The sequence below is a fragment of the Bifidobacterium sp. ESL0728 genome (genome assembly GCF_029392015.1).
Classification (GTDB): domain Bacteria; phylum Actinomycetota; class Actinomycetes; order Actinomycetales; family Bifidobacteriaceae; genus Bifidobacterium.
The window spans coordinates 320,498-336,032 of record NZ_CP113925.1; the positions used below are offsets into that span (position 1 = coordinate 320,498).

A 15,535-nucleotide genomic window follows, 5' to 3' on the forward strand; every position below is an offset into this window, starting at 1 on the left:
TTTTCGTTAATGTTCTCATGGTGTTTCCCGGCCACGCTATTACTTCGTGTGGAGTATGCTTGCCAACAGTAAATGATGCGCAGGCTGTCCAAATAATGTGAGATTGCGGGCAGCCTTGTGTTTTTCATGCTGCCAACCATGGGCCATGTCGTCAGGCGACATCCGGGGTGCGGCACGATGTTGGGAATGTCGGCGATGTTGGAGGAAAGCCTTGGACAGTAACGAGATTCGACAATTGGACTTGCAGGACGACCCGCTTGACGCCGGCCGTTACCCCATCGATCCGTGGAAATTCACGGAATATGGCGAGCCGACGGCCGAAAGCGCGACGCTGTTTTCCCTTTCCAACGGCACCATCGGCGTGCGCGGTGAGGCCAACGCCCCACGAAATCTAGGTTCCGGCACGTTCCTGAGCGGTTTCCACGAGACCTTTGCCATCCGTCACGCCGAGGAGGCTTACGGTTTCGCGCGCGTCGGCCAGGTGGTGCAGGGCGTGCCCGATACGGTGGATTTCAAGTTTTCCGTGGATGGCAAGGAGCTGAGCAACCCTCGAAAAACCTCGCAGACGCTTGATTTCAAGGAAGGTACTGCCACCCGTTCCTATATGTATGACATCGATGACGGCGTGAGCCTCGAGATCGATATCGTCACCATGGTCTGCCTGTTCCGCGCCGACCTGATGGCCACGGCCCTGACCTTCAAAGCCCACGGGCGCGACTTGAACGTCCACGTCGAGGGCAAGATGAACACTGATCACCCCGTGGTCTCCCGTGCCGTCGACCCGCGCAAGGCCGACCTGATCGCCGACGGCGGCCTGCGCAAGCTCGAAGTCGACGCCATTTCCCGAGGCGTGGCCGACGAAAGTTTCGGCGCCTTCCACTGCCTGCATTCCGGGCTTACGATGGGCGTCGGCTTCTGCCAGCAAACCGGCGACGAAATGATTCCCGAAGTTTTCGACATTGAAGTGCCGGACGGCGGCGAAAAGCAGGTGCTGCGTTACGCCGCATACAATACATATCCGATCAATCCCATCGGTGTCGATAAAGGACTTGAGGTCGCGACCATCGGCACTCAGAACTCCGCCGAACTCATCAGGCTTTGCGCGCAAACCCTCAACTGGGCCGTCGCTCAGGGCCTCGAACGTCTACAGGAGCAGCAACGTGCGTGGCTCACCCGCTTCTGGGAGGAATCGGACGTGGCTATCGTCGACGGCGGCGACGGGCGGCTCCAGCAGACGATGCATTGGGAGCTTTTCGAGCTTGCGCAGGCCACGGCCACTGTTGAGAACGGCGTTTCGGCCAAGGGCCTGAGTGGCACCGGCTATTCCGGCCACTACTTCTGGGACACGGAAACCTACATCGTCCCGTTCCTTATCTATACCAACCCGGCGCGCGCCCGCGATATCCTTTCCTATCGCTTCCGCATGCTGCCGGCTGCCCGCAAACGCGCCCGTATGATGAGTGTGGAAGGCGCGCTCTTCCCATGGCGCGGCATCAACGGCGAGGAGGCTTCGGCCTTTTTCGAAGCCGGCACCGCGCAATGCCATATCGACGCGGATATCGCCTACGCCGTCTGCCAGTATGTTTCGGCGACCGACGACCACGAGTTTTTGGCCACACAAGGCATCGACATCCTGGTCGAGACCGCGCGGATGTGGGCGAGCCTCGGCTACATGGGCTGGGACGGCACCTTCCATATCAACACCGTCACCGGTCCCGACGAATACACGGCCTTGGTGGACGACAACTATTACACCAACGCCATGGCGCAATTCAACCTGCGCAAGGCCGCGGAGGCCCTTGAATCGCTTGACGGCGACGAGCTCAATGCCGCGGTTCAGCGCCTTTCCATCAAGCCCGGCGAATCGATGCGCTGGCGCGAGGTGGCCGAGCTGATGAAGCTGCCGTACGACGAGAAGCTCGGCGTCCACCTTCAGGACGACGACGTGCTGCGTCGTGAACCATGGGATTTCGAACACGACACCCAGCGCCCGCTGCTGCTTCATTATCATCCGATTGTCATTTATCGTCGTCGCGTCTTGAAGCAGACCGACACCGTATTGGCGCTTTACTTGCTTTCTTCGAAATTTGGCATGGACGTCAAACGCCGCGATTTCGACTTCTATGACCCGCTGACCACAGGTGATTCCTCGCTTTCCGCGGCCTCGCAGTGCATTTTGGCCGCTGAGGTCGGCTATGGCGACTTGGCCATGCAGTATTTTTTGGAGTCGCTGTACGCCGACGTCGCCAACCTGCACAGCAACACCTCCGACGGCATCCATCTGGCTTCGGCCGGCGGGGTGTGGATGTCGGTGGTGGCGGGCTTTGGCGGCCTGCGCGATTCCGGCGGCGAAGAGTTTTCGATCGACCCGCACCTGCCGAACGAGTGGGACAGCCTCACCTATCGCCTCGTCGTCCACGGCTCGCGCCTGGTCGTCACCGTCACGCACGGCGGCGTCACCGTCCGCCGTGTCTCCGGTGACCCGGTGACCCTCAAAGTCAAAGGCGAGCTTCGTACCGTCTGAAGTGATGTTTGGGTTTTGCTCGGACATAAGGTGACATTGTGAGCGTTGCAAATGCGACGCTAGCTGATCTGAGAGCGTCGCACTTGCGATAGCATCTTGCGTTTGCGACGCCAGTGTGGTTGTAAGCGTCGTAAGTGCAATGTCCGGTTGCAGGTGAGACGCCGGCAAGTGGATAACCGTCGCAAATACAACAAACTACTGCGGTTATGACATTCCCGAATGCACAATCGTCGCAATTGCAATGGCTGCGTATGCTTGCAATGGCAGGCGGAGGGCCCTTACGCCGCTTTATTTGTTGGTGGGTATCTTTCTATATTGTTTGTTGTTCGGAGCATAGGCTTATCGGAAGAAATGTTTGCCGAAACAATAATTAAATGATTTGACATAATGGGGTCAAGCGGCTTACGATATAGGTGAAACGAATTAATCGATGTCGCCTGCAACGACGGCACGTGTGCAAAGGAGCAACCTATGGGGTTGTGGGATGTTGACAAGATTCAGTACGTCGGGCACGACAAGGGGGTCAAGGAAGAGCTTGGTTTCCATTACTATGACGCCGACCGCGTGGTCGCCGGGAAGCCGATGAAGGACTGGCTGCGTTTCGCCGTGGCTTGGTGGCACACCTTCGACCAGCAGCTCGTCGATCCGTTCGGCGACGGCACCGCACATCGTCCTTATTACAAGTACACCGATCCGATGGATCAGGCGCTCGCCAAGGTCGACTATGCATTCGAGCTCTTCCAGAAGCTCGGCGTGCAGTACTTCTGCTTCCATGATCGCGACTTGGCGCCGGAAGGCGACACCCTGCGCGAGACCAACGCCAACCTCGACAAGGTGGTTGACAAGATCGAAGAGAACATGAAGTCCACCGGCGTCAAGCTCCTGTGGAACACCTCATCGCTCTTCACCAACCCGCGCTTCGTCGACGGCGCCTCCACTTCGCCGTTCGCCGACATCTTCGCTTATTCCGGCGCCCAGCTGAAGCACAGCCTGGAGATTGGCAAGCGTCTCGGCGGCGAGAACTACGTCTTCTGGGGTGGCCGCGAAGGCTATGAAAACCTCTGGAACACCGACATGGCCCGCGAAAAGGACCACATGGCCGAGTTCTTCCACATGTGCGTGGACTATGCCAAGGAAATCGGCATGAACGCGCAGTTCCTGATCGAGCCGAAGGCCAAGGAGCCCTGCAGCCTGCAGTATGACTTCGACGCCTCCACCGCCATCTCGTTCCTGCAGAAGTACGACCTGATGGGCACCTTCAAGCTCAACCTCGAAGGCAACCACGCCAACCTCGCCACCCACACCTACCAGCACGAGATCCGCATCGCGCGTGACGCCGGCGAGCTCGGCTCGCTGGACGCCAACCAGGGCGACAAGCTCATCGGCTGGGACATGGATGAGTTCCCGACCGACCTCTACGAGACCACCGCAGTGATGTGGGAAGTCCTCGCCGAAGGCCAGATCGGCCCTCACGGTGGCCTGAACTTCGACGCCAAGCCGCGCCGCAGCTCCTTCGAAGCCATCGACCTCTTCCGCACCCACATCGCGGGCATGGATTCCTTCGCCGCCGGCCTGCTGGTCGCCGCCAAGATGCACGAGGACAAGTACATCGAGGATCTCGTCGCCCAGCGTTACAGCTCCTACGATTCCGGCATCGGCAAGACCGTCGAAGACGGCACCGCCACGCTGGCCACGCTTGAGGACTATGCGATCGACAAGCCGCAGAGCGAGCTTATCGCCTCCACGCACTCCGATCACCTTGAGTCCGTCAAGGCCACGATCAACAACTACATGATCGAAGCCTTGAGCGAGTAAGGCCAGGCAACTGCAGTCCCATTTCATACTTTTCTTTCTATAAGCATTTGGCCGGTCACCCACAATCGGGTGACCGGCCAAATGTCGGTTTCGGCCAAAAGGCCTTGTATGAAACGGGTATGTAGGCTCGGATGCCGAATGAGAATCCGGCGGCCGACTTTCTTGGGTTTCAGGGAAACTTGCGCTCTGAGGCGGTATATTCCTCGGTGCGTGTAGCGCGGAACGACGGGAACAGTGATTTTGGTCTTTAAAGCTGCGTTTTGATGGTCTGCACATTGAGCGTTATTCAGAAAACGGCATCATTGCGCGAATCTGTCCCTCAGTGTTTTTGTGTTACGTAGCATTGAAGCGTGAAACGAGTGTTTTCTGGCTTCAATGCTACGGATGCCTTGCTTTTAACGGCGGTCAGTTTTTAATGCTGTGGTTTTACCGTCAAAGGGCTGGTTTCTGCGTCATTGCACAAACCAGCCCTTCGGTTTCGATACTTTATTTCACGAAATTGCGCTTGATCCACGCGGCCCAGAGGCTCGGCCAGACCTGGGCGCTCGGCTCGATCTGCGCGGTGTTGCCGACGGCGGCCGTCTCGGCGGTGGCCAGTGAGAGGCTGTGCGGGCCGTGTGGGAAGATGTGCGCTTCGACAGGCACGCCGGCATCGACGCAGGCGTTGATGAAGAGCAGTGAGTTCTGCACCGGCACCACCGCGTCGGTGACGGTCTGCCAGATGAAGGTGGTCGGCGTCTTGGCGTCGACGTGCTTCTCGCAGGAGATTTCGTCGAGCATCTTCTGGTCGGTTTTCTTTTCACCCAGCAGCTTGTCAACAGTGCCCGCGTGCGTGTATTTGCCGGCGGTGAGCACGGAATAGCCCAGCGCCAGGCCGTTGGCGCGAACCTCATCCGGATCGTAACCGTTTTCGCGCATCACGTCGTCGCCGGTGGTCGTTGCCATCGAGGCGGCAAGCTGGCCGCCGCACGAGAAGCCGATTACCGTGACGGCATTGGGGTCGATGTGCCAGGCCTCGGCGTTCTCGCGGATGAGCTTCATGGCCTCTGCGCCTTCGAGCATCTGCACCGGGTAGCGCGAGGGTGCGATGGAATAGCGCAGCACGAACGCCTGCACACCCGCGCCCACGGCCATCATTGCGATGGGTTCGGCCTCGCGGTCGGTCACCTTGTTGAATCCGCCGCCGGGGAAGATGAGCACCGCCGGACGCCGACGGTCTGGGTCGATTTCCTTGGAGTTGTCGATGATATAGCCGGTCAGCGTCGCTGCGCTCCCGTCGATGCCTTTGATGGTCTTAGTAATGTATTGCATTTCATGCCCCTTTTTGTAGTCAGTGGTCTTTTCGTGCCTTATCAATAATTATCAATGATGCTGTCGAACCAACTGATTCCTACTTCCGGATTCTAAGAAGGTTGCCCGACGGTTTGTGTGCCTGTTTTCAATAAGAACATGGCCTTTTCCTGCTGGTAACCGGTCAATCCTGTTAGAAACAAGACAATCCTGCCAGAAAGCGTACGTTTTACGGCTTCAAAACGTACGCTATCTAGCGGAATTGACCGGTTTCTCGCAGAAGTGACCGATTGGAGGCAGTTCAAATCCCTATTGAAGAGCAATTTGTCATCCGATTATGGGTTTGCGCGACTGATTCGTTGATTTATTGCGCAGCTCTCATGGTCATTTCACATGGACATGTCTTCGTCATCGTCATCTATCTTCGTCATTTTTCTGATGATGACGAAGATAGATGACGATGTAGGAAACGGTTTAATGGTTGATGTGTTGCGCGTCATTGTGGTGGTGGATACTTAAAGTATGGAAACGAGTGATATGGAATCAGTGGCGGATGAGACCGACGAACGTGATGTAACGGAAGATGGCGCCGAAGAACGCGATGTGGAGGAACGTGGCGCCGAAGAACGTGATGTGGAGGAAATCAAAATTACAAAACGCGGGACCGGCGGCGAGGAAAGCAGCCTGTCGGGAAGTGTGACCAACGGACGCGAAGTTGCGGAAGAAGCGATTGACGAAGGTGATATTCGTGAAAATCCCCATGCGGAGCGCGAAGTCGCGGAAGATGGTGTGATGGTCGAGATTCCGCGGGGAACCGTCGTTTTGGCGGCCACGCCGATTGGCAATGTGGGCGACGCCTCGGCCAGGTTGCGCGCGTTGCTTGAGCGTGCGGATATCGTTGCGGCGGAGGACACGCGTCGACTTTACGATTTGGCAAACCGGCTTGGTGTACACGTTGGTGGCCGTGTCGTCGCCAACCACGACCACAACGAGCGTTCGAAGGCCGACGGCCTGCTTGACGAGGTCGAGCGCGGGGCGACCGTGCTGGTGGTCTCGGACGCGGGCATGCCCACTGTCAACGATCCGGGCGTGGCCATCGTCCACCGCGCCATCGAGCGCGATCTGCCGGTGACCTGTGCCCCCGGCCCTTCCGCCGTGCTTGATGCGCTCGCGCTTTCCGGTCTTCCGACCGACCGCTTCTGCTATGAGGGCTTTGTACCCCGCAAACACAACGAGCGCATCCAGCGCTTCCGTTCGCTATTGGGGGAGCGGCGCACCATCGTTTTCTACGAAACGCTGCACCGTATCGCCGAGACGATGGACGATTTGCTGGAGATGTTCGGCCCGAACCGCCCGATGGCCCTGTGCCGCGAGCTGACCAAGGACTACGAGCAGATTCGTCGCGGAACCATCAGCGAGATTCATCAGTCGGTCATCGACGATCCGCCGCGCGGCGAAATTGTTCTGGTTATCGCCGGCGCGAGTGAGGATGAAGCCCTCAAGGCCGGAGAAGCTATGGCAACGGTCCTCAGTGTCGATGATCTGGCCGCGCTCGCCATCGAACGGGCCAACAAAACCAACGAACGCATCAAGGACGCCATCGCCGAGGTGGTCAAGGAGCATCCGCTCCCCGACGGCTCCCTCCCGAATCGCAAGGCCATCTACACGGCGACATTGAAATTGAAAGAATAATTAAAGACAGCAAGCGTGCCGACACACATGTATCTGCCGACGCCGATTCCTTATTTCGCGTGGGCCAATCGCAGTGAAAACGAGATGCGTGCTTTTCTCGACATCCGTTTTTCGATGAGAAGATTGATTATTTTCAATTCAAGAACATCAGTATTCCGCCGATTCTATATGATTCCTGTGTGGTTTCCGTATGACTGGCCTCATCGCTCTGTTCCATGGAAACCCAAATGGGAATGCCGAGCGAGGCAATAAACTAGCCTAATCGATGAGGTATGTCGATTTGTCACTCGGCAGAAGCTACAGTGAAGGTAGCGGATAATACGTTCAACCAGCATTATTCAACGATGAAAGGTTTGATATGACGGCTCAGACCGACAGTTTCGCAGACGAGGGAAACGCGGCCAGGCACAAGGCGCTGCGTCCGCCGATGGGTTGGAACAGCTGGGATTCCTATGGCACCACGGTTACCGAAGACGAGTTGCTGGCCAACGCCCGGTTCATGGCCGAGCACTTGAAAGATGTCGGCTGGGACACGGTGGTCATTGACATCGATTGGTACGATCCGACCGCCCGAGCTCACGGCTATAACACCGATGCTCCGCTGGTTCTTGACGAATACGGTCGCCAGCTGCCCGATCCGGTACGTTTCCCGAGTGCGAGAAACGGCAAGGGTTTCGGCCCGCTCGCCGCCAAGGTGCACGAGCTGGGACTGAAACTTGGCATTCATGTGATGCGTGGCATCCCCAAGCTCGCCGTCGAACGCAACCTGCCGGTCAAAGGCACGTCATACACCGCACGGGACGTGGCCGACAAGAAGCACGTCTGCGTCTGGAATCCGGACAATTACGGACTGAACCAGAAGCATCCCGGAGCTCAGGCATGGTATGACGCGCAAATCGACCAGTTCGGAACTTGGGGCATCGATTTCCTCAAAGTGGACGACATGCAGTCGCCGTTCCACGACGATGAGATCGCCGCCTACCATCGCGCGATCGCCAAGGCCGAGGCAAAATATGGCTATCCGATTTCGCTTTCCCTTTCACCGGGGCAGTGGCTGAGCACCGCCTATACCGGTTTTCTGCGCGACAACGCCGAGATGTGGCGCATCTCCGACGATTTGTGGGACCAGTGGGAAGACGTTTTTCAGCAATTCTCTCGTCTCGCGCGTTGGGCGCCGTTCCAGCAATCCGGACATTGGGCCGACGCGGATATGCTGCCGCTCGGTCATATCGGTTTGCGTGCGGAACGCGGCGACAATCGCGACAGCCTGCTGACCCGCGATGAGCGGCGTACGCTGGTGGCACTCTGGGCGATGGGGCGCTCGCCGTTGATGGTGGGTGGTGATTTGCCGACCAGCACGCCCGAAACCATCGCCCTGCTTGCCAATCCTGCGTTGCGGGAAGTGACCGCAGGCTCGACCAACAACCACGAAGTTACACGCGAGAGAATCTATGCCGAGTGGGGCGACCCGAGCACCTATGAGGGTGACCTGATCGTTTGGGCCGCTGATGCAGCTGATTGGGCCGATGGCACGGCTTCGGCGCATCCGGGCGCATACTATGCCGCGATTTTCTGGACGGGCGACAAGCCGCACGAGCTCAAGGGCAATATCGAGCTGAAGAGCATAGTCGGTTTGGAAAATGTCAGAGACAAAAGCGATAAGAATAAGGAAAACAAAAGTTATTGGCCAGAAAACAAAGAAAAGGTCGAAAACGAGGCCGAAAACAAACAATCGTGGACGATTGGCGATTTATTCGCCGGAATCCAAGACGGTGAGACCGAACGCTCCACTGCCAGACTCGAAGGAACCGGCTCCGATTGTGTCATCCGCGGCACCATTGAGCCGCACGGTGTCCTTTGGTTTGTATTGGATCGCTGAACGTGCAAACATGCGAATCGTAATCACGTACCCACACACTCAAACAAACACACAGGCGCATAGATTCATCACTTCAAACATAGTTGTTAGGAATCGTTCAAATCCATGAATACCACCAATCCCGCCTCCACCCCCACCCGCTGGAACCGCCATCCCTACCGTGGCGACCGCAGTGCGCCCATCAGCCTGCTTGACGCCATCGGTTACGGGCTCGGCGACGCCTACGGCGGCGGGTCAGGAGGCTTGGTCAGTACCTATCTGGTGCTCTTCTGGACCCGTTTCTGCGGCATGTCCATCTCCACCGCCCAGTCCGTGTTGGGCCTGAGCGCCGTGATCAGCGGCGTTTCCTCGTTGGTTTTCGGCGTGCTCGACGACAACCTCTTCCGTTTCGGCTTGGGGCGGCGTTTCGGTCGCCGGCATTTCTTCATTCTTCTGACCGCTCCGTTGCTGCTGGTCGGCATGCTGATGTGGGTTCCCGGCTTGCCGTTCGTGGTCTATTTCCTCGTTTATCTGCTGTGGGTCGCCGCCGGCCAGCTTTTCGCTTCGGCCTACAACACGCTTCCAGGCGAGATGACCTCGAGTTTTGATGACCGTACCAAGCTTTCCACGGTTCGTCTCCTGATTTCCGGGGCTTCCAGCACTGTCATCCTCTGGATGGGCAGCTTGGTGCTTTCGGTGTTCGGAGAGCGTCGGCCGTTGGGCTATATGGTGCTGGCCATCGGCGTGACGCTGTGCTTCGTACTGGAAGTGCTGGTCTGCTGGCGCGCCACGTGGGAGATGACTCCCGCCGACGCCGGCTTTGACCGCTATGCTCATGACGGGGTTCGTGCTTCCCATATCGGTTTGCGGGATTGGGGTCGTCGGATTGCCAAGATGATGGGGGAGTACACGAGCACGCTGAAAATCGCGTCGTTCCGCCGTCACCTGGCCATTTATCTGCTTATTCTGACCGCCGGAGACGTGTTCAACCAGACCTTCCTGTTCTTCGTCATTTACGATTGGCATAAATCCGCCGCTTTCGCCTCGTTGCTGCTCAGCGCGAGCATCATTTCCGTGCCGCTGACGCCGCTGTTTGGTGTGGCGATGACCAAATTCGGGCCCAAACGGCTCTATAAGTTGGGCTTTGCCGGCTGCCTTGTCGGGCTGACGTGGATTTTCGCCGCGTGGAAGCTGGAAGGGACGTTGCCGGGCGGGTGGTGGACGGTGTTTGCGGTGGCAAGCGTGATGTTCTTCTTCTGCGCCAAGGGGCTTTCCAGCTATCTGCCGTGGGCCGTGTTCCCGTTCATCGCCGACGTCGACCAACTGGTTTCCGGCCGTTACCGAGGCTCGACGTTCTCCGGCTTCCAAGGTTTCTTCCGCCAGTGCACCGCCGGTCTCGCCTCGGTTTGCGTGGGTGCCGTGCTCGGTGCTGTCGGTTTTAATTCCTCGTTGCATTCCCAATCGCAGTTGGCGTGCAACGGTCTCGCCGCGCTCATGTTCGGTTGGTATGGCATTTCCGTCATCATCGCATGGATTATCGTCCGCCGTTTCACGCTCGACAAGCGTACCGACGCCATCGCACTGGCCGAAGTCAACCGCGTGCAGTCCGGTGGCGCCCCGGCTGACGTAGACCCCGCGATTCGCGCCACGGTAGAAGACCTGACTGGCCAGCCCTACGGCCGCTGAGTCGCTCATGAAAATGGTCGATAACATCGGATGTCCTGGGATGAAATCGGCGGAAATCCCAAATTTTCCTAGGGTAAAACTGGCAGGATTACAGAATTTTCCTAGGGTAAAACTGGCAGCGTACATCCGAAAACCGCAGAATTGCCGGCTTTTGGCTGGTGCATGCTGTTACGCCTTTCGTTAGACTGGGCGGCATGAGCAAGAAACATCGGGATCGAAGCTGGGCGCCGGCGCCGGAGGCGTTGCCGGACGGGGTGCGTGTGGTCGATGACCACACGCATGTGGCGAGCGTCGTGCCGTTCGCGTGCGAGATGAACCGGCAGGCCATCGAGCGTGACCAGCCGCCAGTGCCGGTTTATAGCGTCGATGAGATTTTGGATCAGGCCAAAGCCGTGGGTGTCGAAGGCGTCATCGACGTGGGCTGCGAGTTGCCGAATCTCAAGGTCGCGGTGCTGATGGCGCTCGACCACCCGGCAACCGTCCACGCGGGACTTGCGATTCATCCGAATGAAGCCGTCTTGCACGGTCATCGCGGAGTCCCCGGCCCCGACGGATTGCCGCTGAAATACCAGCCGTGGCACGACGTGAGCTTCGAGGACGCGCTCGCGGAAGTCCATCGCCTGGCCACGAAATACCCCGAGCAGGTGGTCGCCATCGGTGAGACCGGCATGGACCTTTTCCGCACCGGCGAGGCCGCGATAGAAATCCAGCGTGACGCCTTCCGCGCTCACATCGCGCTGGCCAAGGAACTCAACCTGCCGATGCAGATTCACGACCGCGACGCCCACAAAGAGGTCATCGAAACCCTGCTCAAGGACGGCAGCCCCGAGCGCACCGTCTTCCACAGCTGGTCGGGCGACACGCAACTTGCGCAAATCGCCAAAGAGCAGGGCTGGTACCTCAGCTTTTCCGGCGCATCCAGCTTCAAAGGCAACGAGGAAATCCGCAGGTCCGCCGCAATCGTAGGCCTTGACCATATCATGGTCGAAACCGATGCCCCCTACCTCACCCCGATGCCGTATCGCGGCCGTCCGAACGCTCCTTATATGATTCCCTATACCTTGAAAGCGCTCGCGGACACCCTTGATTTGCCGATAGGTGAAGTTGCCGAGGCGACGCGCCGAACAACGAGGGTCGTTTACGGTGTATAAAACTCAGTTACAGCGATTTTTGCGAGTCTTTGGTGAAAAATATGCAGTTGCGAAAATTTATGTCAATTTGGCCTAATTCTGAAAGTTTCCTTATAGCCTTCCCTCAGGCTGATTTTGGTTTATTTGGGGTGCAAGACTAAACTATCGCCTTGGTTTATAAACGAGAGCGCCCGGTAGCCGGGCTGTAAAGAAGATAAATACGGGGGAGTGTCCGCTTTCCCGTTTTGGAGGGCAAGGTCATGGCGCAATCGCAGGATCGTGAGTCGAAGCAGCCTCAAAATCGAAGAAATCGTCGTCGCAGCAGGAATCAAAGCGAGAATAGTGGCGTAGGCAAAAAGCCGGCAGAGAAGAAAGCCGTTCGCAAGCTTGTCAGGGAAACCGACAAGGCCAGCAAGGTCGCGTCAAAGGCGGAAAAACAAGCTGTCAGCGCCGAGGAAAAGGCTCTTAAAGCGGAGAAACGTGCGGTAAGCGCGGAGAAGAAGGCGTTGTTGCGTGCCGACACGTTCACCAATGCTCCCAAAGTCTCGCGCGACACGCTGACACGTGAGGAGCGCGAGGTCATTGCCAAGCACGAGCAGGAGGAGGAGCAAGAGGCCAAGAAACTGACCAAGGCCTCGGCGCACGGCCCAATCGGCCGCTGGTGGCGCAAGATGCAGTCCAGCCAGGACAAGGTCACCCTTGGCATGGCCATCGTCGCGCTCGGTGTGGTCTATGGCGACATCGGCACGTCCCCGCTTTACACTTCGCAGGCGTTCGTCGTCGGCCAAGGCGGATTCGGCAACATCGACCGTCCTGCGGTTCTCGGCCTGCTTTCGTTGGTCTTCTGGTCGATCACGCTAATCACCACCATCAAATATGTGCTGGTCGCCATGCGTATCGACAACAAAGGCGAAGGCGGCATTTTCGCGCTCTTCTCACTGATTCGTCACCACGGCAAATGGCTGGTGATCCCGGCGATGCTGGGCGGTGCGGCGTTCCTCGCCGATTCCGTCTTGACCCCGGCCGTCTCGATTTCCTCGGCAGTGGAAGGCTTGAAGACCATCCCGCTTTTCGAGCCTATGTTCCACGAGAACGCGAATATCACCCTCGTCATCACCGTCATCATCATCGTTCTGCTCTTCTGTGTGCAGTCGCGCGGCACCGAGCGTATCGGCAAGGTCTTCGGCTCGGTGGTCATGGTCTGGTTCGCGTTCCTCGCGCTGACCGGCATCGTCAACATCAGTGGCGACTGGAGCATTTTCGCGGCCATCAACCCGGTTTACGGCATCGAATTCCTCTTTAGCAAGCACAATCTTGCGGGCCTGGCCATCATGGGTACGGTCTTCCTTTCGACCACCGGTGCCGAGGCGCTTTACTCCGACATGGGTCATGTCGGCCGTGGCAACATCTACTTCACCTGGCCCTTCATTTTCGTTTCACTCGTTTTCAACTACTTCGGGCAGGGCGCGTGGATGCTGCGCAACCAAGGCAACACCGCGCTTGGCAACGTCAACCCGTTCTTCGAGATGATGAGCCCAAACGTGCGTTACGTCGGCGTCATTCTTTCCGTCGCGGCAGGCGTAATCGCTTCGCAGGCGCTGATTACCGGTGCGTTCACGATGGTCTCCGAGGCCACCGGCCTCAACTGGATGCCGCATCTTCAGGTGCGCTACCCGGCTCGTACACGCGGCCAGCTCTATATCCCTGTGGTCAACGTCGTGCTGTGTATAGCGACGCTTTCCGTGCTCGCGCTGTTCAAGGATTCCGAGCACATTTCCGCGGCATACGGCCTGGCACTCACCGTCACGATGATTACGACGACGATCTTGCTCACCGTCTATCTCTGGTTCAAGCACAATCGCGTGTTCGCCATCATCTTTTTCGTGGTGTTCATTGCCATCCAGACGCTGTTCTTCGTCGCTTCCATGGCAAAGTTCCTGCATGGCGGCTGGTTCACGATGCTTCTGACGGCGTTGATCCTCCTGATTATGATTACATGGAACGACGCGACCAAGATCGAACGCAGCCAGCGTCGGCATATGAAGCCGCGTGATTTCAAGCCCGCGCTCGCGAAATTGCATGACGATTTCCGCATCCCGTATTTCGCCGACAACATCGTTTACCTGACCTCCGATTGGGAGATGCACCGCCTTGACACGGACATCTTCTTCTCGATTTTCGCCGATCATCCCAAGCGTGCGCGTGCTTGGTGGGCGGTTTCCGTGGTGACCACGGACGAGCCGTTCACGCGCGAGTATTCGGTCGAGGATTTCGGTACGGATTACATTTTCCGCGTGCGTATCAAGCTTGGTTTCAAGGTCTCGCAATCGATTCCCGCTTATATCCATCAGATTATGCACGATTTGTCCGCTTCCGGTGATTTGCCTGAGCAGAAGTCGGTCTATCCGAAGGTCGACGCGGATCCCGATATCGGCACCGTGCGGTACGTGCTCGTGCACAAGGCCCTGATGCCGGAATCGAAGCTGACGGCCCGCGAGTCGCTGTCGCTCAAGATGAAGTATTCCATCCGTCGCGTGGCCGGTTCGCCGGTCAAGTGGTTCGGCCTGGCCCCCTACAATCCGGTGGTCGAGGTGCAGCCGCTCTTCGTATCCACTCGTCGTCCGCCGAGGCTCAAGCGCGTGGCGCTGCGTGCCACCACCGGCAAACGCCGCGTGGAATCCCACGAGCCGAAAGCGGGTGGCACTGCTCGCAAGTCGGAGACGGAGCGCACGCGTTCCAAGGCGAGTGCAGCCGGCAGCGCAACTGCTGTCAAGAAGACCGGCCACGGTATCGATAGCGAGGAACTCGCCAAAGGTCGCAAGGGCCTCGGCAATCTTGCCAAATCCGTCAAGTTGCAGAAAATGCAGGACGCGGAGGGCAAGGCCGGCGCTTCCGCAGACGATACCGGCCACGGCAGTGAGGCCAAACGCAAGAAAGCCGATACCGGCGAGCAGACCAAGGTCATGCCGCGTCCCGATACCGCTGCCAAGAAATCCGGGAAGCTGTCATAATCGAATAATTCGATAGCCGTATAGCCTTCGGGTGTCACCGTTAAAGTGCGTCAGCCGTCAAATACGGGTGGCGCACTTTTCGTATTCTTTTCCGCAGGACCTTCTTCGACCGTGAAGAAGAAAAACCCTCGAAACGCTTACTTCCGCAAGGCCTCAGACCCCATAAAAAGCCCACATTCTGACATTTAACCCGAAAACCTACGTAGCCTCTACTTTAGAAAGTGCCGCACGCCGCCAAAAGCCAACTTACTGATATAAGGATTATCGGAGCTTCGAATAAATCGAGAGGACGGTAATCGCATGTTCTCACAGCATAATTTCGACTTGGTAATCATGGAGGTTAAAGCAGGATAGGATTGTCGTATTTTGCCTCAAAACGGTGTGAGGCAACACGTTTTCTGCTGATTTTCCGGACGATTATCTAGTAATAATCATAATTACATCTTGACATTCAATTTCGATTTTGGTTTTCACTAATTGATGGCTACACTTGCCCGTTGGTTTGTAAACGAGAGCGCCCGATAGCCGG

General features: G+C 57.6%; 8 protein-coding genes. 7 read left to right on the plus strand and 1 reads right to left on the minus strand.

The features are described from left to right. Positions 1-211: 211 nt before the first annotated feature. Together OZX67_RS01000 and xylA are read left to right on the plus strand one after the other, a co-directional pair. Positions 212-2,524 (plus strand): glycosyl hydrolase family 65 protein, encoded by a 2,313-nt coding sequence (locus tag OZX67_RS01000; protein WP_277143318.1) that lies wholly within the window; start codon positions 212-214, stop codon positions 2,522-2,524. Between the two features lie 471 nt (positions 2,525-2,995). Further along, complete coding sequence (gene xylA, locus OZX67_RS01005) at positions 2,996-4,339, plus strand: xylose isomerase (protein WP_277143320.1); 1,344 nt, start codon at positions 2,996-2,998, stop codon at positions 4,337-4,339. 486 nt (positions 4,340-4,825) lie between these two features. Here xylA and OZX67_RS01010 read toward each other — a convergent pair whose 3' ends face one another. Continuing rightward, entirely contained in the window at positions 4,826-5,650 is an 825-nt protein-coding gene (locus OZX67_RS01010) for an alpha/beta hydrolase (RefSeq protein ID WP_277143322.1), read from the minus strand. A 516-nt stretch (positions 5,651-6,166) separates the two neighbouring features. Here OZX67_RS01010 and rsmI point away from each other — a divergent pair. The 5 genes from rsmI to OZX67_RS01035 all read left to right on the plus strand — a co-directional run bounded on the left by rsmI (position 6,167) and on the right by OZX67_RS01035 (position 15,006). Continuing rightward, the gene (gene rsmI, locus OZX67_RS01015; protein ID WP_277143324.1) at positions 6,167-7,321 is read left to right on the plus strand and encodes a 16S rRNA (cytidine(1402)-2'-O)-methyltransferase; all 1,155 of its coding nucleotides are present in this window, start codon (positions 6,167-6,169) and stop codon (positions 7,319-7,321) included. A 427-nt stretch (positions 7,322-7,748) separates the two neighbouring features. Then, positions 7,749-9,200 carry a glycoside hydrolase family 27 protein gene (locus tag OZX67_RS01020; protein WP_348519615.1) on the plus strand — a complete coding sequence of 484 codons (1,452 nt, stop codon included), beginning with the start codon at positions 7,749-7,751 and terminating at the stop codon, positions 9,198-9,200. Positions 9,201-9,305: 105 nt separating this feature from the next. Then, on the plus strand, positions 9,306-10,865 hold the full coding sequence (locus OZX67_RS01025; RefSeq protein WP_277143328.1) for an MFS transporter: 1,560 nt from the start codon (positions 9,306-9,308) through the stop codon (positions 10,863-10,865). Between the two features lie 194 nt (positions 10,866-11,059). Next, positions 11,060-12,016: a TatD family hydrolase gene (locus OZX67_RS01030; protein WP_277143330.1), complete on the plus strand. Its 957-nt coding sequence runs from the start codon at positions 11,060-11,062 to the stop codon at positions 12,014-12,016. A 239-nt stretch (positions 12,017-12,255) separates the two neighbouring features. Then, complete coding sequence (locus OZX67_RS01035; protein ID WP_348519606.1) at positions 12,256-15,006, plus strand: KUP/HAK/KT family potassium transporter; 2,751 nt, start codon at positions 12,256-12,258, stop codon at positions 15,004-15,006. Positions 15,007-15,535: the final 529 nt, after the last annotated feature.

What these genes read in the sequence shown, in the direction of transcription:
- xylA (WP_277143320.1), top strand. Translation starts at nt 2,996, where the DNA reads ATGGGGTTGTGGGATGTTGACAAGATTCAGTACGTCGGGCACGACAAG.
- OZX67_RS01010 (WP_277143322.1), bottom strand. Translation starts at nt 5,650, where the DNA reads ATGCAATACATTACTAAGACCATCAAAGGCATCGACGGGAGCGCAGCG.
- rsmI (WP_277143324.1), top strand. Translation starts at nt 6,167, where the DNA reads ATGGAATCAGTGGCGGATGAGACCGACGAACGTGATGTAACGGAAGAT.
- OZX67_RS01020 (WP_348519615.1), top strand. Translation starts at nt 7,749, where the DNA reads ATGGGTTGGAACAGCTGGGATTCCTATGGCACCACGGTTACCGAAGAC.
- OZX67_RS01025 (WP_277143328.1), top strand. Translation starts at nt 9,306, where the DNA reads ATGAATACCACCAATCCCGCCTCCACCCCCACCCGCTGGAACCGCCAT.
- OZX67_RS01030 (WP_277143330.1), top strand. Translation starts at nt 11,060, where the DNA reads ATGAGCAAGAAACATCGGGATCGAAGCTGGGCGCCGGCGCCGGAGGCG.
- OZX67_RS01035 (WP_348519606.1), top strand. Translation starts at nt 12,256, where the DNA reads ATGGCGCAATCGCAGGATCGTGAGTCGAAGCAGCCTCAAAATCGAAGA.